This is a genomic window from Microcoleus sp. B9-D4 (assembly GCF_036705105.1).
GTDB lineage: Bacteria > Cyanobacteriota > Cyanobacteriia > Cyanobacteriales > Microcoleaceae > Microcoleus.
Genome location: NZ_JAUBTS010000018.1, coordinates 89,482 through 113,700 on the forward strand (window position 1 = coordinate 89,482; position 24,219 = coordinate 113,700).

Consider the following 24,219-nt stretch of genomic DNA (forward strand, 5'->3'; position numbering starts at 1 on the left):
GTTACCAGGCAGATCCTGGTAACGAGTAATTGTAAATAAAAACTAACGATCGACTATTTCCGCCCGTCACCTTTGTTGGGCGGTTCTTCTTGTTGTTCTTGAGGTTTAGCTGTGATCTCAGTTAATTCTTTTTTGTCTGGTTGCGGTGTTTCTTGAGTTGATTTAGCCATTGGGTTTAGTCCTAAATAGATGCACCGCTTAATTATATCTTTTCCAACTGCAAACGTATGGCTGTAGATAGGGAGAGGAGGAGCCAGATAAACAATTCTGATGCACTGAGATTTGATAGCTAATACTGGAAGACTTTATGTAGATGCAAAAAAGTGGAAAGGCAAATTGCTGTCGGTTCTACACAGCTTGAGGGTTGCAGCCAAACAAATCCGACGTGGACGCAAAAACATCTTTGTTAAGAATTAAATGCCGATCGCCATCTCGACTAATTAACCCTTGCTGCTGCAATTTTCCCAGCATTCGAGTTACTGTTACCCGCGTCGTGCAAATCGCATTAGCAATATCTTGATGTGTCAAGCGGATATTCAAACGAGTTCCCTCAACCACAGGCTGACCGAATTCCTGTTGCAATAATAGCAGTAGCTGATACAAACGGTCATCTACTCGCCGCTGTCCGGCGATCGCTAAAATTGCTTCCATTTGCCGCAGCCGCCGTACCATTTGAGGCAGCAACTCGTGAGCCAATTGAGGAGAAGCTTCGATTTCCACCATAGAATACCACATCAAATAAATATCTGATGTCGCCGTAGCTCGGTAAGTCTGCAAGCTTGTCAACCACAAACCGAAGCACATCGAAGGCCCAACCCAACCCAAAAGTCCTTCTTCCCCGTTTGGATAAAGCGTGCTCAGTTGTGCTAAACCTTGACAGACTCGCCACAGGCCTTGCGACATCATAGGAATGGTTTCGCCCTTGGCATAAAAATGCAAGTTTCGACTCGCTCCTGTGTTATGCTGGATTTCTGCTAAAAGTGCTTTGGATGTTGGTGGCATATCTCTTTTTTCCAGCTAAAAAACATTTGTCTGAGACCTACGCCTCTGACTCTAACCGGCAAAGGTAAAGGTTTGGTAATCGTCTGGTTAGCGGCAAGATAAGCTTTAGTCATTAGTTGTTAGTCATTAGTTGTTAGTCATTAGTTGTTAGTCATTAGTTGTTAGTCATTAGTCATTAGTTTAAAACTTATGCACCGGTAGCCAGAAACCGGGTTTTTTAGATTAAGTACATCGGCTTAAAAGCCTCTAGATCGGTTAAAAAGCCAGGTTTATTTGTTCGTAGTGCGTCCTGGACTATAGTTATTAGTTATTAGTGGTTAAGCTGTGGAGCATTTAAAATAGTATTGTAGGGTGCGTCAGTCCGCAGCGTTTCCCTTGCCGATGGAAGCGATCGATCTGACGCACCCTACTGGCCTCGTTAGTGGTTTAAATGCTCCACAGCTTATTTGTTAGTTGTTATAAAATAACTTAGAATAAGGTGGCTTTGTAAAAATAAAGGCACTCGTTATTTGGGGCTTTTCAAATAAATATTGAGCGTGAATAATCCCTTCGAGTATTTGTTAAGAAATAGTCGGTTAATCAAGGTAAAAAAGAAAACAGAGGCGAGTTCTGAAGTTCGATCGCACATCCAGGCCCGCCGAGTCAACTGCTGCTCTCTGCTGCCACAACCTTCAAGAACTTATAAAATAGTTCAAGAAGGTATCAAAAGACAAAGTAAGGTTTTTCATGGCCGATCAATTAATTCGCGCTACAGCCGCAGAGGGCGGAATTCGCGCTGTAGGCGTCATTTCCACCCGCCTCACCGAAGAAGCAAGACGGCGGCATAAGCTCTCCTACGTGGCTACAGCCGCCCTCGGCCGCACGATGTCGGCGGGACTGTTACTCGCCTCCAGCATGAAGCGGCCCGAATCGAGGGTCAACATTCGCATCAAAGGAGATGGGCCGCTGGGCGGGCTTCTGGTTGATGCGGGACTCGATGGAACAGTTCGAGGTTATGTGGATAATCCTGAAGTGGAACTGCCGCCCAATGCTAAAGGCAAACTAGATGTCGGCGGGGCAATAGGTGACGGTTATTTGTACGTGGTGCGGGACGTTGGATACGGCTTCCCTTATTCAAGTACGGTAGAATTGGTTTCGGGCGAAATTGGCGACGATCTGACTCACTATTTGGCAACCTCCGAGCAAACGCCTTCGGCTCTGGTTTTGGGGGTGTTTGTGGGGGCGGGCGGGGTAGAAGCGTCTGGGGGTGTGCTGTTGCAGGTTCTGCCGAAGGCGGCAACGGACGAAAAATTGGTGCAAACTTTAGAATCTAGAGTTGCTCAATTGTCGGGCTTTACGCCACTGCTGCGCTCGGGCAAAACGCTGCACCAGATTCTTGAAGAGTTACTGGGAGATATGGGCCTGGAAATCTTCCCGGAAACTCAGATGGTGCGCTTTGACTGTGGCTGTTCGTTCGATCGAGTTTTGGGAGCTTTGAAAATGTTGGGCGAAGCCGAACTCCAAGACATGATTGAAAAAGATGGGGGGGCTGAGGCTACGTGCCATTTCTGCAACGAGGTTTACCAAGCTAATAGCGACCAACTCGCGGAACTGATCGGCGATTTGCGCTCAAACTCCGGTTCTTGAGACGATAATGTGTAATTGGCTCTATTGAGTGCGAGTTAGGGATGATGGCCTTGACCAATTGCCAATTACGCATTATCAATTACCTAATCACAAAATTTTGATTTTGGCGGTTTGGCGATCGGCTCTTGCAGTCTTTCGCCTGCAGGAGTATTTAAAAGTGATGAATACATTCTATAGAGCAGTCAATAGCAGCGATCGCTGTTTTGAAATAATTAAGACAGGCTGGTTGCTGTTTGTGGTGAGGATATGAGTCAAGATCGCAAAACATCAGGCCGTTGGTCGGCATCAGAATCCTTGGAGTCAACAAAGGATACTTCGTCGCTGGTGCGGCTACCAGCAAGGAAAAACCGGGCTGAACGACTTAAAGAGCTCCGAGAGTTGGTTACTTCGGGAAAACTGCCGGGAGGGCATCTGGAACTACCGCCAAATTTGTCTGGGGAAAACTCGCAGCCGCCGGAGGAACACAATCCGTTTTGGCGGAACTGGTCGAATAAGTGGCAGTTTTGGCTGGCGGTGAGTTTGATGCTATCGGTGGGTATGGGGTTTGTGGCAATTGCGTCTTTGCTCAACCTGACCTCGCAGTCAAATTGCTCAAAGATTTTTTGGCCGACGGCTTCTGCTAACGATCGCTTTTTTTGCGCTCAAGAAGCAGCAAGCAAGCGGACGGCGGATGATTTGCTCAGGGCGATCGAATTAGTGAATGCTTTGCCACAAAACCATCCGCTGCGGCCGAGAATTAACACTCAAATCGATCGGTGGTCGGAGGATATTATTAGGCTGGGAAATGCTAGTTTCCAAGAAGGAAAGCTGGATGAGGCGATTGCGCTCGCTCGTAAGGTTCCTAAAAACGTTCCGGCTTACCCGAAGATGGAAAAGCAGATTGAAAAGTGGCAGTCGATATGGAGCGATGCAGAGAAAATTTACCGCACGGCTGAAGACCACTTGCGTCAGGAAGAGTGGCCGCTGGCTTTCCGCCAAGCTACTCTGCTTTTGGATTTGGGAAATACTTTCTGGGAATCGGCTAAGTACGAGGAATTGACTAAGCTAATTCAGACGACTCGGGCTGAGGGCAATAAGTTGCTAAAAGCCCGGAATAAAGCCTCCGAGGGAGGTCTCGACAATCTGGTGACGGGGATTAAGCTGGCTGAGGGAATTGATCAAAACAGTTATTTGTATCAAGCAGCCAATAAGGCGATCGCGGAATTTAGCAAGAAAATTTTGGAGATCGCCCAAAAACGCTTGCAGGCAGGGGATTGGCAGGAGGCGATCGCGATCGCTAACAAGATTCCAGAGTCGGCAAATTTAAGGGAACAAGTACAGGATTTTAATGAGTTGGCGAATGCTACTTCTCAGGCTTTGACTGGCTCTGTTGAGGGTTTCTCCAAGGCGATCGAGATTGCTCAAAAGTTGAAGTCCGGCCGCCCTTTATACAAACAAGCTCAAGATTTAGTCGGTCGCTGGCAGCAAGAAATGGCTGATGTCAAAGTTTTGGATATGGCAAGCAGGCTGGCGGCGCCTGGTGGGGTAAATGATTTGAGGGCTGCAATCGCGCAATTGCAAACAGTCCCGGAATCAAATCCCCGCGCTTCGGAAGCTCGCCGTCAAATTAGCACCTTGAGCCGTCAAATCGAGCTGCTGGAAGACAGTCCGTATTTGCAAAGAGCGAACGATTTGGCAAGTACGGGCGATCCGAATGCTCTGGAAGCCGCCGTTGCTCAAGCTTCTCGGATCGCTAGAGGTAGGGCGCTTTACGTGGAAGCTCAAGCCAAAATTCAAGCTTGGATCGAGAGGAGACAGCGGCTTGTTGACCAGCCGTTTTTGGATAGAGCTCAGCAGCTAGCGGCGGGCGGCAATTTGGCGGGGGCAATTGAGATGGCCCGCCGGATTCGATCAGGACGGGTGCTTTATGAGGAAGCTCGATCGAACATTCGGACTTGGGAGGCTCAATTTCAGGGCGAGCAAGGTTTGCAGAACGCCCGTCAGACGGCCCGAGCCGGGACTGCTGACGCTTTGCAAACGGCTATTTCGCTGGCAAGTCAGGTGCCGGAGTCGAGTTCGCTCCGGTGGCAGGCGAGTGAGGCGATTGATGAGTGGAGCCAGCGGATTTTGGCGCTTGGTGTGGAACAGTCGTCGTCGGATCTGGCTGGGGCGATCGCGACTTTGAAGAAAATTCCCTCGGGGACTCGGGCTTTTGAGCAAGCTCGATCGCAAATCAAAGTTTGGGAGGAGTCGCTGAATCCTCCCGATTCAGAATCTCCCCCTCCTGAACCGCCGGAAACGGAGCCTCCAAGCAGCTCTCCAAGTCGGTAAATTTGAGGGTGAGAAGCGGCTAACTAATATCTTTACTTATCTGTTCTGTATTAGGGAAGCAAAAATGAAAACGCCCAAGCAAGTTATCCAAGACTGGGTTTCTGCTTATAACGCTCGTGACCCTCACGCGCTGATCGACCTTTATCACGACGATGCAGAGAACCATCAAGTTGCCTTTGGCGAGCCTCTAAACGGGCGTGAGGCGTTGCTGGAGAGTTTTGTTACCTTCTTCCAAGCCTTTCCAGACAATTACACGCACGTTGAGAATTTGTTTGAGGATGGCGAGTGGGCGATCGTCGAGTGGACTGGTGGCGGCACATTTCTAGGTGAGTTTGGTGGCAACCTACCAACTGGCAAAAGTTTTACGCTCCAAGGCTGTGGCTTCTTTCATGTTGTTGATGGCAAAATCCATTTTCAACGCGGTTACACAGACAAGCACACTTGGTTCATGCAGCTTGGCTTACCGATATCATAAGCTTCCAGTTGTGCCACTGTACAATTATTCCCATCAAGTCTTTGCGGAATAAAACCTGCGTTGCAGGTAGATACTACCGAAAAAAGGTGCTTGTTCCCGATGCTTGCCAGCTCATTAAAAGGACTAATTCCAGAGCCTAAACATCGGCAGGATTGAGGTGCATCATCGCCCAAGTGGTGTAAGTGCCGATCGGACTCCAAAGTATGTAAGGCAGCAATAACAGGGCGGCCGGCTCGGAAACTGGCAACACAGTTAAAGCTAGGATTACGCTTAAAATAGCGCCCGTTCCGCCGATTATTGTGCCGACTTTTAGGCTCCTAACTTTGCACATAACCGAGGTGTAAGACATAGTTACTATTTCTAAAAGCAGGTACAAACCCATTCTCAGCCAAGTCTCCTGAGTTCCTGGTTCTTTTTCCCACACAATCACTGCTGACCAAGCTGCACAAATAAAAATTACTGTCCAAATTAGGGGAATTGCTTTTTCAAATACTAGCCATCTCGGACGCTGCAAGCGGTTGAACCATTGGATGTCGCTGGGCGGGATGAAGTTAGCTGCGAGTGCTACTACAAAGGCGACGCCTCCAATTACCATCCAGGATTTAATCATTTTTTTACCTTGGGCAAGGTTGACAGGTTCAATTCTGCAGATATTATCTCTAATTTTGGCGATTGCGCAATCTATCCCCAGTTATATTAGGTTTGGTTGCGTCGCGCAACCCAACATCAGTTTAAAAGTTATTTAGACTTCTGGGAAACCTCTATTTATTCTCTTCAGTTCCCCTTCATAATATAAAAAATGTGACCGAAAGCATCCAGGATACAAGCCCCCGGATTCATTCCGAAAGCAGACTCAGGACCCAGAAATAAAAAACCTGTATCCGATGAAACTTGCCAGCCTAATTTATCCGTGGGGTCAATGCTTCAATTCTTTAATCTAAAATCTCAAATCTAAAATCTACAATCGATTGACTCTTGCTCCCTCCCCTTGCACAAGGGGAGGGTTCAGGTCGGCTTTTAAGTAAATTTGACCAGTAAATTTGACCAGTAAATTTGACAAAAAGTCTATTAGTCTTTCAAAAAAATCGCCGACTAGCCGAGCCGATGATGCTGTTCTAATTCTAAACTAGAGTCATTCTCTTTTTTGGGAACCAGAAGCGTATTTTCGCTGCTCGGTTGCAACACGGCTTTAATCACTTGGAGAAAACGGTTAGGCTTTTTGGTTTGACCGTTGAGAGTGCGCCGGTCTTGCACTTTTTTAGAAAGGTGTCTCATCACAGATAAATCGAGTTCATCGATGAAATGGTCTGCTATACGTTCTCCCATTAAATCAATAGCTTCAGCATACTGATCTGTTAGCGTTTCTATGGCATCGTATGCTTCGTCAGCAACTTGACTTGCAACTGTTTTATTTTGGTCGCCCGGTGTCTGGGAATGGGTGCGGCGCCGGTCTAAAAGGCTTTGGTAATCGGCAATACTCATTCCCAAATTGTAGAGATGGTGGTGAGCGTGATCCATCAAATCTACTTCACTGGGATAGAAGAAACCACGAGTGCTGTTGATGCCGTGCAGTTTTGCCCAACGCCGCAGAGTTGTCTCATCTTGCAGTTGATATCGCTCCAACATTTGAGCTGTGTTCAGCTCTACTTCTGGCGTAACTTTGAAATCGCTCATCGGTAAATCCTCGCTGGTGAGTAAATAAATAAAATTGAAACTTAGAATCTGTGATTGGCGTACAGTCTGAAAATGACGATCAATCCTGTGACGGCATTGAGGGAAGTCTTGCGGGCATTTGCTAGCCGTTGATCGTGTGATCGTGCGATCGAGTCAGAGGATTTCAGGGTAGGGTACTTTTGGGCTGTGTCTCGATCGCATCCGGGAGCAAGCACACAGGGTTAATAATATAGCGGATTTAAGGTTTCAACAACCGTTAAAAATAGTAAAGTTTGATTTTTAGGGTTGAATTATTAGTAATGTTGAGCTATAATATTCTCAATTACCGTGCAATTAGTAATTTTAGTAGTTGCAAACGAGATTCTTAGTATGCCTGTATACGATTATTTGTGTCCCGAAAACAACCAGCAGTTAGAAGTTTGGCACAGCATGAACCTGGAAGTTTCGACTTGGGGCCAACTGTGCGAGTTGGCTAAGTGCGAACCCGGAGACACTCCCGCAGATGCTCCGGTACGCCGACTGCTGAGCGCTCCGAGGTTGATGAAGCCGACATCCGACACCGATTATAAAAATTCGGGTTTCAGCAAGTACGTGAAGCGGGATGAAGGGGTTTATGAAAATGTCACGGCTAAGGATGGTGAAAGCCGTATTGTCAATCGAGATGGTAAGCCGATTAAAGACTGAGAATCCACAATAATCAAGTTTTCAGTTGAGTGAATTACAGATATTGGGTAGGGACACGGCACTGCCGTGTCTTGTATTTCATCGGATTGACAACTGCTATAATATTCAGATTATATTATGCCCATGCAGACGGAAACCAAACGCTCCACCGGAAATAATATTATTGGCAAAACCAATCTTTCATTTTTTCTTTGGCTTGTTCTTTAGTATCAGCATTAATGTATACTGAAACAGTAGCTATTGCCGTCAGCAACACTCCCAAATCATCTGTAAATCCGATACCGACTAATACATCGGGAATGGCATCAACAGGAGAGATAAAATAGGTCAAAGCTCCAACTACAACTCCTTTTGCCCAAGCAGGCACGTTTGGGTTCTGAGCCGTATAGTATAGAATCAAAGCTTTTTCAACTACTTCTCTTCCTGCGGTTAAAGCAAAGTTTTTCACTTTAGTCCAAAAACTTTCATCGGAATAGTTAATTTTGGGGTTTCTGAGGTTTGTTGTGGTTCCTTTTGGGTCGATAAAATCGAGAGGAATGCCCTTAGTTTTAAGCTGGGAAACAGCCGAATTGAAGGATGCTGACGCCTGATTTTTATTAGGGCCTGCCTCCCGTATTTGTTTCATGTCTGCGATGAATTGCTGCATGGCTTGGATTTGCAAGTCGGAAACCGCCAGCAGTTTTTTGGCGGATTGTATCGCCTCGCTTTCTGCGGGATGCAGCGTCTTATTTGCCCCAGCAATGTTAATTAAAAAATACATGACTCCCAAACGCAGCGGTTCTTCTGACTGACTGAGTGTTTGCAAACAGTCGCTGAGTGAAGGGGGACTGGCTGTGTAGAATTGGATTTGAGCCTTTGCAGAATCAGAAAATTTGTCTAAATTTATGGTTTTAAACAACAAATCTAGTTCGTCAATATCAACGGAACCATCGGCGGCGGCGATCGCAAACAAAGAACCATAAAAAGCTAAAAGTTCGCTTTCTGAGGAAGTGGCAAAAATATCTCTCTCGGACACGATGCTACTCCGATTGATAACGATGCTTTGCATTTTACCACAAAACTCAGCGCGCCATGATTTCAGAAACCGGCAATAATTTTAGAGAGCATGACACAATGGAGAATTTTTTATGAAAGTTGCGATCGTCGGCTGCGGCTATGTGGGTACTGCGACAGCCAAACATTTACGTGGCAAATCTGATTGTACCGTGACGGCGACAACTACCACGGCGACGCGAGTAGTTGAGTTGGAGGGAGTCGCGCAGCGGGTAGCCGTGCTCAAAGGAAATGACAAAGATGCAATGACGGCTGTATTGCAAGAACAAGATGCTGTTATGCTGTGCGTAGGTGCTCCAAATTCTCAGGCTTATCGGGAGAGTTATTTAGAGACTGCGACAACTTTAGTATCGGTTTTACAGCAGATCCCGACAGTAAAGCAGGTTATTTATACGGGTACTTATTCTGTGTATGGCGATCGCCAAGGTGAATTGGTAAATGAAGAATCACCTGTCGCGCCGGCTAATCCAAACGGTGAAATTATTGCAGAAACAGAACGGATTTTATTAGCAGCCTCTAGTCCCAATCTTCACGTCTGCATTCTCCGTTTGGGAGGAATTTATGGGCCTGGGCGAGAATTAGTTAAAATCTTTAGAGGTTGGGCTGGGAGCACTCGTCCCGGTAGGGGGGAAGATGCTACTAATTGGGTGCATCGAGATGATATTGTTGGGGGGTTAACCTTTGCTTTGGAAAATCGATTGCAGGGAATTTACAACTTAGTCGGGGATGTGTCGCTATCCAGTGGTGAATTGCTTGATCGCATTTTTGAAACTCACAATCTGCCTAAAGTTTCTTGGGATGGAAGTCCTAGCGTGCGGCCTTATAATGCGAGGGTGTCGAATCAAAAGATTAAGGCGGCTGGTTATCAGTTTATCCATCCTGAAATTAGGGAGTTTTAGTTGGGCGATCGCTCTTTTGTTAAACCGCATATTTTTCACAGGCGGGACGCCCGTGCCACAATGAACGCGGATGGACGAAAGGGCGATATTCACCGCTTTAGATTTTTTCCCTAACCCAAATTCTAAATGATTTCAGTAATGCAATTTCTCCCATTGTTTTAGTCTGCTCAAAAAACCTACTCATTTCTGTTGATGATAAAAAGGGAAAAGCAATACTGAAATTGCATTCAACATAGTCCTCGGAAGCTAACTGATAAAATTTTAAAACTCGCCCGTTATATCTCCAGAGTTCGGGTACGCCAAGTGCCGAGTAAATTCCTGACTTATTAATTGAACTGCTGGTAATATCTATTTCAATTGCCAAGTCGGGCGGTGGGGCAGTTTCTAAGTCTAGTTCTTGCCTGCCTCTGACTGCTGGTTCACTTTGAATATAATAACAATTGTCAGGTTCTATACCCTTTTTAGCCTGTGCTTGCTTCAGAGTCATTGAGCCAGCACTTTTGATTTCAATGCCGAGTTCTTCTGCTAAAATGAAAATGAAGCGATCCGACTGAATCTTGGGATTTTCATGTTCGTATAAAGGACTCATAATTTCCAACATCCCGTTATCATAAGCTATGCGATAACCTCGCTTATCGCCTATTTCTTTGAGCAACGTTTCAAAGGTTGACCAGCTAATGTTTTCTAGCAGTGTTCTCTGTTCGGCTAAACTGGAAGTAGTAGCAATCATCTCAAAATCTCCTTGAGCTGAGAAAACTCTAGTTTTATTTTACCACAGGCCCAGATACTATCAAAAAGGGGGTTCTTTTTTTGAACCGCAGATGCAGGCGGTTCAAAAAAAAGCCCTTTTAATCACTAATTAACTTATCCCATAATCCCAGCAAAAAAGTCGATCGTCTCTTTCAACGCTTTCACAAACACATCAATCTCCTCGCGAGTATTGTAAAAATACAAACTCGCTCTGGCAGTAGATGAAACGTTCAAATAGCGGTGCAAAGCTTGCGTGCAGTGATGCCCGGAACGAATCGCGACTCCCTCCTGGTCTAACATGGTAGACAAGTCTTGAGGGTGAATTTCTCCGGCTGTAAATGCCGCCAAAGCTGCCCTACCTTCCCCGTTGCTGTCTGGTTGTGGCCCGTAAATTTTGATTTCGGGAATTTGCCGCAATTGTTGGAACATATAAGCATTCAATTCTGCTTCGCAAGCGTGAATCTTATCCATGCCAATGTTACTAAGATAATCGATTGCTGCACCAAGGGCGATCGCCTCGCCGATTGCAGGCGTGCCGGCCTCAAATTTGTGCGGCAAATCGGCATAAGTTGAATATTCTAAAAACACGTCAGCAATCATCTCGCCGCCGCCGAAAAACGGAGGCATTTCTCTCAGCAAGTCCAGCTTACCGTACAGAAAACCGATGCCAGTCGGAGCGCACATTTTGTGACCGGAAGCAACCAGCCAATCGCAATCTATTGCTTGCACGTCTACTATCATGTGCGGCACGCTTTGGCAAGCATCTATTAAAACTCTTGCGCCGAAACTGTGGGCAATTTCGCAGATTTCTTTGACAGGACTAATGCAGCCTAAAGTATTAGAAACATGAACGGTTGACACCAATTTAGTTTTATGGGAAATCAGCGTTTTAAACTGTTCCAAATCAAACTCGTTAGTTTCCGTTAACTCGACAAACTTCAGCACCGCACCGGTTCTTTGAGCAATCATTTGCCACGGCACGAGATTGCTGTGGTGTTCCATCACCGACAGGATAATTTCATCTCCGGCTTGCAGATTGCTCAAACCCCAAGAATAAGCAACTAAATTAATCGCTTCGGTGGCGTTGCGAGTGTAAACAATTTCTTGCCGCGACGCGGCATTTACAAAGGCCGCAACTTTGTCTCTCGCACCTTCGTAAGCATCAGTCGCTTTGGCGCTGAGAGTGTGAGCGCCTCGGTGCACGTTTGCATTATATTTCTCGTAGTAGTCGCGCCAAGCATTGATGACAGCTAGAGGTTTTTGAGAAGTAGCTGCATTGTCTAAATAAACTAGCGGTTTACCGTTAACTTTTTCATTCAAAATTGGGAAGTCGCCGCGAACTTTTGATGCAAGTGTTTTTTCTTGAATAAGTGTCATATTTTTTGAAGTTAGTGATTTGTCGTTGGGTGGGGGCGGGTTTACGAAATTGTTGGTTTTAGGCAATTATTATTCGTGAAACCAGCCCCTACAGGCTGTTTAAAATGGTGCAAGATGTGGTAGGGACACAGCAGTGCTGTGTCATCATCTTTATGAGTTATGCTTGGATAGCCATGCAGGTTGAAAGCATTTTCGCCACCCCAATAATCGGTAATTGATTGAGCATTTCCGCCGCAAAAGCATCGATTAGCAAATAGCGACTTCTTTCTAAATCCAAACCGCGACTTTGCAAGTAGAAAAGTTCATCATCTTCTAATTGACTGACAGTTGCACCGTGGGAACATTTAACGTTGTCGGCAACAATTTCCAACTGCGGTTTGGTATCTACACGAGCTCTCGGCGACAGCAACAAGTTTCGGCTCAATTGTCCAGCATCTGTTAATTGTGCGGCTTTGCGAACGAAAACTTTGCCGTTAAATACAGCACGAGCTTTGTTGCCGACAATGCACTTGTGCAATTGGCGACTTGTACCGTGAGGGTGATTGAAATCGATTACACTGTGAGTGTCTGATAACTGTTCGCCAAAGGCTACGGTTAAGCCGTTTAAAGTTGTTTCGGTGGCTTCGCCGCGCTGAAAAACTTCTAAATTGTGCCGCGATATTTTGCCTCCCAAACTGATAGCATGACAAGTATAACGGCTATTTCGAGATTGCTCGATCGCACTTTTGCCGATATGAACAACTTCCCCACCTTCCCGCTGCAGCCGAACGTGATTCACAGTGGCGTTTTCGCCGACAACAACATCGGTTACAGCATTAGTAAAGGCTGGTACATTACCGATAGTTGCGTAATCCTCAATCAGCGTCACATTGCTTCCCGGCTCAGCTATGACTAAGCAGTGCGGCTGGGACATCGTGCCAGATGTACCTGGCGCTGTCAGGAACAGCAAGTGAATCGGAAGGTCGATCGACATATTGGCCGGCACGAACACCACCGCAGAATCCGCCAAACCCGCAGTATTCAGCGCCGTAAACACCTCTGTTTGCTGTCTGTGCTTGCTCAAAACATCACTGATGCGCCCTTGATATTTTTCGGGTACATTAGATAGATTACCTGCGTAAAAGTCGAGCGGCAAATTCGGCAAAACCAACGAGTCTACCGTTGACAAATCCGGCGCATAAAAACCGTTGACAAATACCAATCTTAATGGTAAATCCTCCCGATTTTTCACTGGCATAATGATATCAGCCAGCTTAACTTTTGACTGATTGCTCTGGGGTATATGAAAAGGAATTTGCAACACCGACGACAAATCAGTAAAGCGCCATTCCTCATCCCTCACCGTCGGAAAACTTGAAGAAAGCACGTATTCCGTCGCCACAGCCCGCAAATCCTGCAACCCGTAAGCCGCACTTTTGCTATTAACAGCCTCCAACTTGCCGCACTGATTCACCAAATCAGTCAAAAACATTTCCCTACTAGCAACTTGCGTATTCATCATCGCGCGCCTACTCCTGCTGCTTCCTCTTCCACAACCCAGTCATAACCGCGCTCTTCCAATTCCAGCGCCAACTCTTTCGGGCCAGTCAAGATAATTCTACCGGCTTCCATGACGTGAATAAAATCAGGAATAATGTAATTCAGCAACCGCTGATAGTGAGTAATCACCAACATCGAATTTTCAGCAGTTGACAACTGATTCACACCGCCGGCGACAATCTTGAGAGCATCGATATCCAAACCAGAATCAGTCTCATCCAAAATAGCTAATTTCGGTTCCAACAGCGCCATTTGCAAAATTTCATTCCGCTTTTTCTCGCCACCGGAAAAACCCTCATTTACGCTGCGGCCTAAAAAAGAATCATTCATCTTGACAATATCCAGCTTGTCCTCGATTAAATCTTGGAAGTCAAAAGCATCCAATTCTTCCAAGCCGCGATGTTTGCGGTGAGAATTGTAAGCCACGCGCAAGAAATCCAGATTGCTAACGCCGGGAATTTCTAAAGGATATTGGAAAGCCAGAAATACGCCCGCCAAAGAGCGTTCTTCCGGCGCTAATTCCAGCAAATTTTGACCCAAAAATGTCACTTCTCCGCCCGTAACCGTATAAGCAGGATGACCCGCTAATATCTTGGATAAAGTGCTTTTTCCCGAACCATTCGGGCCCATAATCGCGTGAATTTCACCCGATTTTATTTCCAGATTCAAACCCTTCAGGATTTGGGTATCTTCCACATTCGCAGTTAAATCGCGGACGGATAGCACCACTTGACTATTTTCTACAATCATCTATTTTTGTCCTTTTCCTCAATGCACTTTACAGTTTTTTGGCTCGTTCTTCTCGTTCCTAGGCTCTGCCCATTGGTGACAATTTAACGTTAAACCGATAGTCCGCCAGGGAATGAATTCCCTGTCTCAAAGCTAAAGTCCTCGCTATGAGGACTGAGAAGAAAATTTTTAAACTCATTAGTCCTGTTTAGAGGAGTTTAGCTATTAGCCAAGGAATTCATTCCCTGGCGGACGGGGAGCTTAAGTTGTCACCGATGGACTCGGCCTGGAAGGGTTTCTTGCCCGCGAAAATTATCCGACACTTCCTTCCAGCTTCAGACTCAACAGCTTATCAGCTTCCGCCGCAAATTCCATCGGTAACTGATTGAAAACATCTTTACAGAAACCGCTAATCATCATCGAAATAGCATTTTCTGCCGAAATTCCCCGCTGTGCGAAGAAGAACAATTGCTCTTCCCCAATCTTAGAAGTAGAAGCTTCGTGTTCCACTTTAGCAGTGTGGTTCTGCACTTGAATATAAGGGAAAGTATTCGCTTGAGCGTTATCCCCAATCAGCATGGAATCGCACTGAGAGTAATTACGAGAGCCTTTAGCGTTCGGCCCCATTTTCACCAAGCCGCGATAGCTGTTGGATGAATTTCCCGCCGAAATTCCCTTAGAAATAATCGTGCTGCGAGTATTTTTACCAATGTGGATCATTTTTGTGCCGGTGTCAGCTTGCTGCTTGTTATTTGTCAGCGCTACCGAGTAGAATTCACCCACCGAGTTGTCGCCGACTAACACGCAACTGGGATATTTCCAAGTAATCGCGGAACCGGTTTCTACTTGTGTCCAAGAAATCTTAGAATTAACCCCTTGACACAAACCCCGTTTCGTCACGAAGTTGTAAATGCCACCTTTGCCGTTGGCGTCGCCGGCGTACCAGTTTTGCACTGTGGAGTATTTGATATCGGCATTGTCCATTGTTACCAATTCCACGACGGCGGCGTGCAGTTGATTGGTGTCAAACATCGGCGCGGTGCAGCCTTCTAGGTAAGACACAGAACTGTTTTCTTCTGCAACAATTAGGGTGCGCTCGAACTGGCCGGAATCTCCGTTGTTGATGCGGAAATAGGTTGACAATTCCATTGGGCATTTTACGCCTTTGGGAATGTAAACAAAGGAACCGTCGCTGAATACGGCGGAGTTGAGGGCTGCGAAAAAGTTGTCGCCGACTGGTACGACGCTGCCCAGATATTTTTCTATTAGTTCGGGATAATCTTTGACGGCTTCTGAGATGGAACAGAAAATAACGCCATCTTTTGCTAACTTTTCTCTAAATGTTGTGGCAATTGAAACGCTGTCGAAAACGGCATCGACGGCGACATTTCCGAGCCGTTTTTGTTCGGAGAGGGGAATGCCGAGTTTCTCGAAGGTTTCGAGTAATGTCGGGTCTACTTCGTCCAAACTATTGAGCTTTTTGGGCTTTTGTTTGGGCGCGGAATAGTAGATAATTTGTTGGTAGTCGATCGCGGGATAGTTGACGTGAGGCCAGGTGGGCTCGGTCATTGTCAGCCACTTGCGGTATGCTTTGAGGCGGAATTGCAGCATGAATTCCGGTTCGTTTTTCTTGGCGGAAATCAGGCGGACTACATCTTCGCTCAAGCCGCGGGGGATGGTGTCTGACTCGATGTCGGTGACGAAACCGTATTTATACGGCTGGTTGACTAGGGTTGTGACTGTAGAGCTCATTAATTTTGCGCTTTCGAGTGTTCTGGATATGTCTCTCAAAGATGGCAGACGCGGAACTGTCGGGGGCCCGGCGAGTTCTGGGGGCTGCAAGGGGAAGTTAAACAACAGATTTGTTGCTTTAGTATATTTTAAGCTACATTAACAACAGTGATATTGTCAAAGTCAAATTAATAATTTTTTGTGAAGATGATGGAGACTACTCAGCAGACTTCCACGAAACAAGACATCCTGCAATATTTGCTCAAGGGGGGGCAGGGGACGGCTATTGAGTTGGCGGAGTCTTTGGATATCAGTCCGCAGGCGATTCGCCGTCACTTGAAGGATTTGGAAGCGGAGGGGCTGATTCAGTATCAGTCGGTTCAGGCTGGGATGGGACGGCCGCAGCACATTTATGAGCTTACCAGTCAGGGGCGCGATCGATTCCCGAATCGTTACGGTGATTTTGCAGTCTCTTTTCTGGATACGTTGGCGGAAACCGTCGGCCGCGAGCAAGTGATTACTATCTTGCAAAAACAGTGGCAGCGCAAGGCGACGGAGTATCGGCGGCTGGTGGGTGCGGGTTCGCTGCAAGAGAGGGTGACTAAGTTAATGGAACTCCGCAGGGCTGAGGGTTACATGGCTGAGTGTTATCCTGTAGAATCTGTAGAGGTTGGGATGTGCGATCGCGCTGGTTTGGGCGATCGATTTGTGTTGATGGAACACAATTGCGCGATTTCTAATGTTGCTGAAACTTTTCCGAGTGTCTGCGGTAATGAGTTGGAAATGTTTGCGGCGGTTTTGCCGGATTGTATTGTGGAGCGAACTCACTGGATTATTGATGGGGAACACCGCTGCGGTTATTTGATTGCCAGAAGGAAGGAAGAAGTTCGGCAACGGATTTTGTAACGGATGTAACGGATGTCACGCATGGAAGTTCGACAACGGATGAGTGTAACGGATGTCACGGATGTCACGGATGTCACGGATTACCGATTACCGATTAGCAATTACTAATTTTTAATATATGGAACCGCTAGCAGATTTTTTAAAGCCGGAAGAGTGCGCCGAAGTTGATATGGCGCTGCTGTCGTCGAAGGAAAAGTTTTCGGCGCGGCTGGCAATTTATGCTTTGAGGGTGCTCAAGCAAATTGCTGGGGAGACTGGGAAGCCTGTGGCTGAGGTGACTAATGGGCAGGTGATGGATTGGATTAAGAATGATGAGAGTGTTAAAGGGTCGATCGAACTTGATGCGAGTTTTGAAAACTTTTTTACGAATTTGGTAATTGCGTCTTTGCGGCCGTTGAGGCAAATTGCGACAGAATCTGAAAGCGCGATCGAACAATTAACAGTTAAGCAGGTTGTGGCGTGGTTTGTGAAGGACGGGAAGATTCGCAGAGAGCAGGGAACCGAGGCGGCTTTTTTGGATTTGTGAGTTAAAGGTCGATCGGCCCCACCCCCAAACCATGCCTCAAACCCCGATCATTCCAGCGGTTTTGGGCGCTCAAAAAAAACTTTTGACTTTGGGGTTGACAGACTAGGGAAAACTTGATAAGGTAATTAAGTCGAGCGAAAGAGATGCAGCGCATCAAGCTTAAGATTAAGCTAAACGCAGACACAGGATTAAAAGTTTTCAAAGCTTTCCTGGTGCTTATGATGTAATGGAACCACTCCGATCCATCCCGAACTCGGTTGTTAAACGTTGCTATGGCGAAGATACTCGGCGGGTCACTGCCCGGTAAAATAGCTCAGTGCCAGGTTAATAATAAATTAAAGCTCTTTTCCCGCAACAACGGAAAAGGGCTTTAGTTTTTTGGGGAGTGATTAGGCATCTACACAACACCAAGTCTTGGGCCCTTTGTAGAAATCTCAATATTCTTCGCCAGCAGCAGATTTGTGGTCGATCGAACTTGATGCAAGTTTTGAAAACTTTTTTACGAATTTGGTAATTGCGTCTTTGCGGCATGAGAGGCAAATTGCGACAGAAGCTCGGCTATTGGAGGCTATTTCGGGCGTCAAAAAAAACTTTTGACTTTGGGGTTGACAGACTAGGGAAAACTTGATAAGGTAATTAAGTCGAGCGAAAGAGATGCAGCGCATCAAGCTTAAGATTAAGCTAAACGCAGACACAGGATTAAAAGTTTTCAAAGCTTTCCTGGTGCTTATGATGTAATGGAACCACTCCGATCCATCCCGAACTCGGTTGTTAAACGTTGCTATGGCGAAGATACTCGGCGGGTCACTGCCCGGTAAAATAGCTCAGTGCCAGGTTAATAATAAATTAAAGCTCTTTTCCCGCAACAACGGAAAAGGGCTTTAGTTTTTTCACATAATATTTTCACATAATATTTTTACCCCGTCTGCTCCAACGCCCTGCTAAAATGCGCTTTGGCGGCAATTTCACAACTTCTCTGCCACTTTCAGCTTGTTTCTTCTGCAAGTCTGCAAATATTGCGTCCAAGTCATAATTGAAAGACTTGGCATACTCTTCACGAATTTTTTGAATTTATTCTACGATTTCATCTGTCAGCATAAATTAATTTCCTAGTAATTCATAAGGCGTACAAAGGATCGGTAACTCGTATCCGAAATCAAAACTGATTTCTGCAAGTTTTCCCTGGATTTGAGCGTTTGCGATATGCTTACAGTTCCCGGTTAACAGGTAATCCAAGCCGTGAACGGTTGCTGCTGCAATGTGAATTGCATCGATAATACCTTCCCCTACCGAGGGATGAGGCAGCCTAAAGATCATGGTCAGCGGCTGTCGTATTTTTGGCAACATCACCAGCCGATCGCAGTAGTCCGCTGCACCACAGTTGTTAGCTTGCACTCAATACTTGTTTGCTAACACGAGATAGCTACCATACACAGCCATAAGTGGGAAATACCAACCCAAATACCGTGATACTTTGCCTGAGCCATAAATTTTAACTCCTGAGTACCCGTGCGTTTGTAGCCTAAAGCGTAAAACTTTCGGAAAATGCTGGGTCAGATGACTGATACCATAAACCGATGCTCCACTAATTTTACTTTTGATGTAATTAGGATTTGGAGTCGTAAGCAGTAGTCTTCCACCAATCTTTAAAACTCTTTGAAACTCGCATAATGTTTTGTCTACGTCAGCAGGGTACAGGTGTTCAAGGAACTCACCAGCGACAATAACATCAACAACTTGATCCTCAATAGGTATATCTGTTGATAGACCATATACTTTTTGCGAATAGCATTCGGGAAGAGCATCCAATCTTTCCTGTACACAGTCAAGTCCCAATAGCGTAAGGTTTGGGTTTAGCTCTTTGAGGCGTAATCCACCTCTACCAGTGTTGCACCCTACATCAAGGACTTTTATGGCTTCTTTCGGGAATAATTTGAAAAACTGCTCATATCTTTCAAGGGTGAAAGGATCGTGTTCAGAAAAATCTTGTTGGACATTCTGAACTTCATACTTCTCGTGCCGATTGACCATGTTTTATTTCTCCAAAATGAACATAAAAACTACCTTGGTTCCCGAAATAGATATATAAGCCTGATTACTTCACCAAAAGCCAAAAACACCGCTCTATAATGACCTCGCGCCAACTTAAGCATGAACACTCAAAGATCCGTTTCAGGCGCACCCCACCAACATCTCAGCAGGCCAACTATTCGTTGTGTCGCAGTTGCGCGGCATCACACCCAATTACAGGCTATAAAACTGCAAACATTGCTAGTTTACCACCGCAAAGCATCCGCTTGCTTTCGAGTCAGATGAACCGCTTTCTCGGGCGCAAACTCTTTTTGCGACCAAAGGAAACCTGTCCATCCAATTAAAGCACCGACACCCAACTTTGTCAACTGATGGACTACCAAACTGCGCCGTTTGAGCAAACTGTTAGGGGTGGATATGGTGTTGCATAAAAGAGGTGGCGAGACTCAAATGCGATCGCGGCAATTGTTTTGGAAGTTGCATAAAATTACTTGATCGACTATCGTTCCTAATAGATATCATCCCAAATCTGGCTTATGACTTACGCATAAATACCAAAGAAACCGGGTTTTTTACCAGCGTTAAAGGCTCAAATCCAGTGTTTTCGTAAAAAACCCAATTTCTGCGTCCCACCGCTCGCCCTAAACTTGATATAACAACCAACAAAAACATGACAGCAATATTACCACCTTGGATACTTTTAGACTCCCTATTGCACAACTGGCTGCTAGAAGATATCGGTAGGGGCGATCGCACAACATCGGCCTTATTTCCCACAGCAAGCATCCAGGGTACTGCTAAATGGATTGTCAAAGAAGCTGGAGTCATTGCCGGATTGCCGATCGCCGATCGCACATTTAAACTTTTAGACAGCAGCCTCAGTTTTATCCCCCAAGTACCGGAAGGGAAACTGTGCGAAAAAGGAGAAGTAATCGCCGAGATTTCCGGCAATTTCGATGCGCTGCTAACCGGAGAAAGAGTAGCATTAAACTTGGCGATGCGTTTGAGTGGCATCGCTACTTTGACTCAGAAATATGTTGACAAAATTGCCGATTTGCCCGTGCAATTGGTGGATACGCGCAAGACAACGCCGGGATTGAGATTGTTGGAAAAATACGCAACTCAAGTTGGCGGTGCTAGCAATCACCGGATGGGATTAGATGACGCGGTGATGATTAAAGACAATCACATTGCGGCGGCTGGAGGAATTGCAGAGGCGATCGCCCTAATTCGCAATTCTATCCCCTATCCGCTGACGATCGAAGTGGAAACCGAAACTCTGGCTGAGGTAGAGACAGCTTTGCAGCACAAAGCCGATATTATCATGTTAGATAATATGTCCTGTGATTTGATGCGGCAGGCAGTGGCACTAATTCGCCAAAAGAGCGATCGGGTAAAAATTGAAGCTTCCGGCAATGTTACTTTAGAAACAATTAGAAGTGTAGCCGAAACCGGAGTTGACTATATTTCTACCAGTGCTCCGATTACGCGATCGATTTGGCTGGATTTGAGCATGAAAATTAATAGTTAGTTGACTGTTGACTGTTGACTGTTGACTGTTTACTGTTGATTATTTGTTGGTGTGAATAACCAACAAATAATCAATGCCCAATGCCCAATGCCCAATGCCCAATGCCCAATGCCCAATGCCCAATTCCCAATTCCCAATTACTTCGAGATAAAATGAACCCAAAAATTTCCGTCAGGTATACAGAGGCTGCGGATTAAGCGGTAAGTATAGTGCAAGTAAGCACCGCTGACACTTGTATCGTAGCCAGTTCGGAACCACTCGCCATAGGGATCGTGAACGAAGAATCCCTCGCTGTCGTAGCCTGATGCAACTATAATGTGACCGAAAGACGTGAAGTATCCGTGGATGACAGCGGGATTTCCGCTGGCTAGCCAATCTTGAACGTCATCAATAGTTGCATTCTCGGTAAAGAAATCTTGAGCGCCGTAATCTCTAACAATTTTTGCTAAATCGTAGGGATCCCAGCGACTGTAACCTTTGGCGATCGCATATTCGTAAAGTTCGTCTTCATATTGCCCGGTTTGTTTGCGCCGTGGCACCTTCAAAAAGTCCAGACACATCGCTAATGAAGTTACATTGCAAGAACCTGTAGGATTATTCAAGTTATCCATTTGCGATAGATAAGGAATGCCAAGCCTGACAGTTGGGGGATTAGGTTTCGGAAAAAGTAGAATGCTGTCTTGAGTAATTTGAGCGTGCCCTCCGAAAACATACCAAACCCCTGAACCTTTGAAAGACTCGTTGCGGAGAGCAACTCTGATGTGACAGCGAGCCGGAGCAAAAGCCAGGATCTCCAACTCTTTTCCGGCTGGTATTACTTGTTTTTCTGAGTCCTGAAGTTGAGAAGACGCGACCGGTTTTGATTTAAAAATGGTGTCTCTGAGCGTTTTCAGGATCAGGGGCTGTGTGGGAATGTCCTCTGGTTTGGTTTCGATCAGCTTTTTGGCTGTGACTGCTCCCAAAAAACCCGCTTCGCCGCACTTCATCAGAGTTTGAAATCGGTGGAGGGTGGCGGTAGAGAGAGGGCCAAAAATTCCGTCTACGGGAGGCTTCAGTAAACCCAGGTCAATGAGGCGGCTTTGAATTTGGCCACTGAGTTCGTCGTCTGCAGCGATTGCTTTGGCATCGTACCTAATTTCTGAGTTGAGAAAGTTTTGTAATTTCATGCTTGCGTGCGTGCCCCTGTCAATCGATTTTAGATTTTAGATTTTAGAATTACGATCGCCGATAAATCTGGTTTCCTAGACTAAATTGCTTGCTCGTCAATAATTCCCAGTTTATCGTCTCATAAAATTACGGTAATTTTGTCGCTCAATCGATTTTAAATTTTAGATTTTAAATTTTAGATTTTAGAATTACGATCGCCAATAAACCCGGTTTTCCTAGACTAAATTGCTGGCTCATCAATAATTCCCAGTTTATCGTCTCATAAAATTACGGTAATTTTGCCGATCGATTTTAGATTTTAGATTTTAGATCGCCGATCAACCCGGTTTCCCTCGACTCAATTGCTGGCTCGTCAATAATTCCCAGTTTATCGTCTCATAAAATTACGGTAATTTTGCCGATCGCCCGTACCTTAAAGGCTTCATACTAATTATTGGATACAAAACCTTCAAGGCGAGAGCCGATCGAATTTCACGCACTATTGACTAAAAATCCCTGGTGCGCGTTGACATTGTTTCTGCCGAATTCCGAATGCTGTTGGATGCCGGGGAAGCAGAGGGATGGCAGAATTGCCCTGTTGAGGCGAAGTCAGATTTATGCTTCGTCCGGCCGAATTACCACAACACCCATTGCGTCGGGAGACAGATATTTGACAGCGGCTTCTCGGAGATCCTCGGCAGTCTGAGCTTGGATGCAGGCGGCATAGTTGAGGGCGGGAGCGATATCTCCTACCATCGACTGATAGTAACCGTACAAACTTGCTCGATCGCTCGGAGTTTCGTTACCAAAGATAAACCGATTGGCTACTTGAGTGCGAATGCGGGAAATTTCGGCATCTGTCACCAGTTCGGTTTGGAGAGTGCGGATGTGTTGGACGATGGCTGCTTCCACTGCTGCCAAGTTTTCTGTCGATAGTTGAGCAGAAATCGAGAATACGCCGCCGAGTCGCTGAGTCATGTTGCTGACCGAAATTGACGAGACTAGCCCTTTTTCTTCGCGCAACTCCTGAACCAAGCGAGTTGTGCGGCCGTGACCCAATATTGTCGCCAAAACGTCCAGGGCATAAGTTTCGGACATTTCCATGAAACCTGGCACTCGCCACATCACGATCAGTCGGGCTTGCTGAAGGGCAGAGTCTACAAATTCGCGGCGGACTGTTTCTGTAAATGGCGATTCTTTGCCGTAGTTCAGGATTTGGGATTCTGGGTGAAAGTTGCTGACAGCAGGCAGATTTATTTTGTTGTTTTGTGATGTGCTTTTTGCTGCAAAACTGTCTGCGACAATTTCTATTAGTTGATCGACTGGCAAATTGCCGACAGCTACGGCTGTCATGGCCCCTGGGTGATATCTGCTGCTGTGGAAATCCCGCATTTGTTGCGCTGTCAACTGTTCGATTACCGCAGTCGGGCCAAGTACCGGTCGCTTGTAGGGCAGGACTTCAAAGGCTAATTCCATTGATCGCTGATAGGTGCGGCGGCGGGGATTGTCTTCTGATCGTCTAATTTCTTCTAAGACTACCAGCCTTTCGCGATCGAAGGCGTCGTCGGGAATGCTGGCGTTGAGCAACACATCGACTTGCAGGGGAGCTAGTTCGGCAAAATCTTTAGGAGCTGTGGTGATGTAATAGTTAGTGTAATCTTGGCTGGTGGCAGCATTGGTGACAGCGCCGCGTTGCTCGATCGCCCGCTCAAATTCGCCACTGGGAATGCTCGGAGTTCCCTTAAAAATCATGTGTTCTAAAAAGTGAGCCATGCCGTTAATGTCGTCTGGTTCGACGGCTGAGCCTAAATTGAGCCACACGCTGAGGTTAACAGCATCGACCGGCAAGTGTTCGGCTATAACGGTGAGGCCGTTGGGGAAATGGCGGATTGTTGGGGCGTTGAGGGGCGATCGAGCTGAGGTTTTGAGTAGAGTTGATGTCATTGCGCTTTTAAATTTATCTTGTTCTCTATATCTTAAAGGGTCATCCGATTTTAGATTTTAGATTTTAGATTTTAGATTGATCCCACGGCTGATGGTTGGTGGGGATGTTGTCGGGGGCGATTCCCTTCGGGATAGCTTCGCTTCACGCGGAATGCGAGATCGGTGAGGGCGTGAGGGTTATGAGAAATCAGTGCGATCGACAAAACAAAAGTTGATTTGTTAAAAGTTGCAAGTTATAGTCTAGTTTGAATTTAGCCTTTAATCCCTTCTTTTCGCATTCACTTTT

Annotated in this window: 21 protein-coding genes, 2 rRNA genes and 1 pseudogene; 10 read left to right on the forward strand and 14 right to left on the reverse strand. The window is 46.1% G+C overall.

All coding sequences use genetic code 11. The annotated features are described in order from the left end of the window. Nucleotides 1–348: 348 nt before the first annotated feature. Both QUB24_RS13610 and QUB24_RS13615 read right to left on the reverse strand, forming a co-directional pair. Nucleotides 349–1,002 carry a Crp/Fnr family transcriptional regulator gene (locus QUB24_RS13610; protein ID WP_333153690.1) on the reverse strand — a complete coding sequence of 218 codons (654 nt, stop codon included), beginning with the start codon at nucleotides 1,000–1,002 and terminating at the stop codon, nucleotides 349–351. Further along, nucleotides 975–1,115 carry a hypothetical protein gene (locus tag QUB24_RS13615; protein WP_333153691.1) on the reverse strand — a complete coding sequence of 47 codons (141 nt, stop codon included), beginning with the start codon at nucleotides 1,113–1,115 and terminating at the stop codon, nucleotides 975–977. The genes QUB24_RS13610 and QUB24_RS13615 overlap by 28 nt, the downstream gene beginning before the upstream one ends. Nucleotides 1,116–1,728: 613 nt before the next feature. On the opposite strand from QUB24_RS13615, the gene hslO reads away from it, so the two are divergent. From hslO to QUB24_RS13630, 3 genes are all read left to right on the forward strand, one after another. Beyond that, the gene (gene hslO / locus QUB24_RS13620) at nucleotides 1,729–2,628 is read left to right on the forward strand and encodes an Hsp33 family molecular chaperone HslO (RefSeq protein WP_333153692.1); all 900 of its coding nucleotides are present in this window, start codon (nucleotides 1,729–1,731) and stop codon (nucleotides 2,626–2,628) included. Nucleotides 2,629–2,874: 246 nt separating this feature from the next. Next, a complete protein-coding gene (locus QUB24_RS13625; RefSeq protein ID WP_333153693.1) occupies nucleotides 2,875–4,938 on the forward strand; it encodes a hypothetical protein in 2,064 nt (687 codons plus the stop codon). Nucleotides 4,939–5,002: 64 nt separating this feature from the next. Continuing rightward, the gene (locus QUB24_RS13630) at nucleotides 5,003–5,413 is read left to right on the forward strand and encodes an ester cyclase (RefSeq protein WP_333153694.1); all 411 of its coding nucleotides are present in this window, start codon (nucleotides 5,003–5,005) and stop codon (nucleotides 5,411–5,413) included. Between the two features lie 136 nt (nucleotides 5,414–5,549). On the opposite strand, the gene QUB24_RS13635 is transcribed toward QUB24_RS13630, so the two are convergent. Then, the gene (locus QUB24_RS13635; RefSeq protein WP_333153695.1) at nucleotides 5,550–6,023 is read right to left on the reverse strand and encodes a TspO/MBR family protein; all 474 of its coding nucleotides are present in this window, start codon (nucleotides 6,021–6,023) and stop codon (nucleotides 5,550–5,552) included. A gap of 482 nt (nucleotides 6,024–6,505) precedes the next feature. Next, nucleotides 6,506–7,087: a hypothetical protein gene (locus QUB24_RS13640; RefSeq protein ID WP_333153697.1), complete on the reverse strand. Its 582-nt coding sequence runs from the start codon at nucleotides 7,085–7,087 to the stop codon at nucleotides 6,506–6,508. A 369-nt stretch (nucleotides 7,088–7,456) separates the two neighbouring features. Here QUB24_RS13640 and QUB24_RS13645 point away from each other — a divergent pair, with 369 nt between their 5' ends. Further along, nucleotides 7,457–7,771: a zinc ribbon domain-containing protein gene (locus QUB24_RS13645; RefSeq protein WP_333153698.1), complete on the forward strand. Its 315-nt coding sequence runs from the start codon at nucleotides 7,457–7,459 to the stop codon at nucleotides 7,769–7,771. A 160-nt stretch (nucleotides 7,772–7,931) separates the two neighbouring features. Here the strand turns inward: QUB24_RS13645 and QUB24_RS13650 are convergent, their stop codons facing one another. Continuing rightward, complete coding sequence (locus QUB24_RS13650; RefSeq protein WP_333153700.1) at nucleotides 7,932–8,819, reverse strand: DUF1232 domain-containing protein; 888 nt, start codon at nucleotides 8,817–8,819, stop codon at nucleotides 7,932–7,934. A 79-nt stretch (nucleotides 8,820–8,898) separates the two neighbouring features. Between QUB24_RS13650 and QUB24_RS13655 the strand changes: the two genes are divergently transcribed. Next, nucleotides 8,899–9,723, forward strand: coding sequence for an NAD-dependent epimerase/dehydratase family protein (locus QUB24_RS13655; protein WP_333153701.1), 825 nt, complete (start codon nucleotides 8,899–8,901; stop codon nucleotides 9,721–9,723). Between the two features lie 97 nt (nucleotides 9,724–9,820). Here QUB24_RS13655 and QUB24_RS13660 read toward each other — a convergent pair whose 3' ends face one another. The 5 genes from QUB24_RS13660 to sufB form a co-directional block, all read right to left on the reverse strand. Next, nucleotides 9,821–10,453: a Uma2 family endonuclease gene (locus QUB24_RS13660; protein ID WP_333153703.1), complete on the reverse strand. Its 633-nt coding sequence runs from the start codon at nucleotides 10,451–10,453 to the stop codon at nucleotides 9,821–9,823. A 134-nt stretch (nucleotides 10,454–10,587) separates the two neighbouring features. Beyond that, nucleotides 10,588–11,850, reverse strand: a complete 1,263-nt coding sequence (locus QUB24_RS13665) for a SufS family cysteine desulfurase (protein WP_333153704.1) — start codon at nucleotides 11,848–11,850, stop codon at nucleotides 10,588–10,590. Nucleotides 11,851–12,007: 157 nt separating this feature from the next. Continuing rightward, nucleotides 12,008–13,351, reverse strand: coding sequence for a Fe-S cluster assembly protein SufD (gene sufD, locus QUB24_RS13670; RefSeq protein ID WP_333153705.1), 1,344 nt, complete (start codon nucleotides 13,349–13,351; stop codon nucleotides 12,008–12,010). After that, nucleotides 13,348–14,139 (reverse strand): Fe-S cluster assembly ATPase SufC, encoded by a 792-nt coding sequence (sufC, locus tag QUB24_RS13675; protein ID WP_333036165.1) that lies wholly within the window; start codon nucleotides 14,137–14,139, stop codon nucleotides 13,348–13,350. The genes sufD and sufC overlap by 4 nt, the downstream gene beginning before the upstream one ends. A 291-nt stretch (nucleotides 14,140–14,430) precedes the next feature. Further along, nucleotides 14,431–15,870, reverse strand: coding sequence for a Fe-S cluster assembly protein SufB (gene sufB / locus QUB24_RS13680; protein WP_333153706.1), 1,440 nt, complete (start codon nucleotides 15,868–15,870; stop codon nucleotides 14,431–14,433). 186 nt (nucleotides 15,871–16,056) lie between these two features. Between sufB and sufR the strand changes: the two genes are divergently transcribed. From sufR to rrf (QUB24_RS13700), 4 genes are all read left to right on the forward strand, one after another. Continuing rightward, nucleotides 16,057–16,755: an iron-sulfur cluster biosynthesis transcriptional regulator SufR gene (gene sufR, locus QUB24_RS13685; protein WP_333153707.1), complete on the forward strand. Its 699-nt coding sequence runs from the start codon at nucleotides 16,057–16,059 to the stop codon at nucleotides 16,753–16,755. 118 nt (nucleotides 16,756–16,873) lie between these two features. Next, nucleotides 16,874–17,281, forward strand: a complete 408-nt coding sequence (locus QUB24_RS13690; RefSeq protein WP_333153708.1) for a hypothetical protein — start codon at nucleotides 16,874–16,876, stop codon at nucleotides 17,279–17,281. Between the two features lie 208 nt (nucleotides 17,282–17,489). Then, nucleotides 17,490–17,606 (forward strand): 5S ribosomal RNA (gene rrf, locus QUB24_RS13695). Between the two features lie 394 nt (nucleotides 17,607–18,000). Then, nucleotides 18,001–18,117: ribosomal RNA gene (rrf, locus tag QUB24_RS13700) — 5S ribosomal RNA — on the forward strand. Nucleotides 18,118–18,382: 265 nt separating this feature from the next. Here rrf (QUB24_RS13700) and QUB24_RS13705 read toward each other — a convergent pair. Beyond that, a pseudogene (locus tag QUB24_RS13705) lies at nucleotides 18,383–18,556 on the reverse strand (type II toxin-antitoxin system VapC family toxin); the annotation flags it as partial. A gap of 120 nt (nucleotides 18,557–18,676) precedes the next feature. Beyond that, on the reverse strand, nucleotides 18,677–19,312 hold the full coding sequence (locus QUB24_RS13710; RefSeq protein ID WP_333153709.1) for a class I SAM-dependent methyltransferase: 636 nt from the start codon (nucleotides 19,310–19,312) through the stop codon (nucleotides 18,677–18,679). Nucleotides 19,313–19,982: 670 nt separating this feature from the next. Here QUB24_RS13710 and nadC point away from each other — a divergent pair. Continuing rightward, nucleotides 19,983–20,843 (forward strand): carboxylating nicotinate-nucleotide diphosphorylase, encoded by an 861-nt coding sequence (gene nadC / locus QUB24_RS13715; RefSeq protein WP_333153710.1) that lies wholly within the window; start codon nucleotides 19,983–19,985, stop codon nucleotides 20,841–20,843. A 137-nt stretch (nucleotides 20,844–20,980) separates the two neighbouring features. Here the strand turns inward: nadC and QUB24_RS13720 are convergent, their stop codons facing one another. Both QUB24_RS13720 and QUB24_RS13725 read right to left on the reverse strand, forming a co-directional pair. Continuing rightward, nucleotides 20,981–22,009 carry a C39 family peptidase gene (locus QUB24_RS13720; RefSeq protein WP_333153711.1) on the reverse strand — a complete coding sequence of 343 codons (1,029 nt, stop codon included), beginning with the start codon at nucleotides 22,007–22,009 and terminating at the stop codon, nucleotides 20,981–20,983. 595 nt (nucleotides 22,010–22,604) lie between these two features. After that, the gene (locus QUB24_RS13725) at nucleotides 22,605–23,933 is read right to left on the reverse strand and encodes a pitrilysin family protein (RefSeq protein ID WP_333153712.1); all 1,329 of its coding nucleotides are present in this window, start codon (nucleotides 23,931–23,933) and stop codon (nucleotides 22,605–22,607) included. Nucleotides 23,934–24,219: the final 286 nt, after the last annotated feature.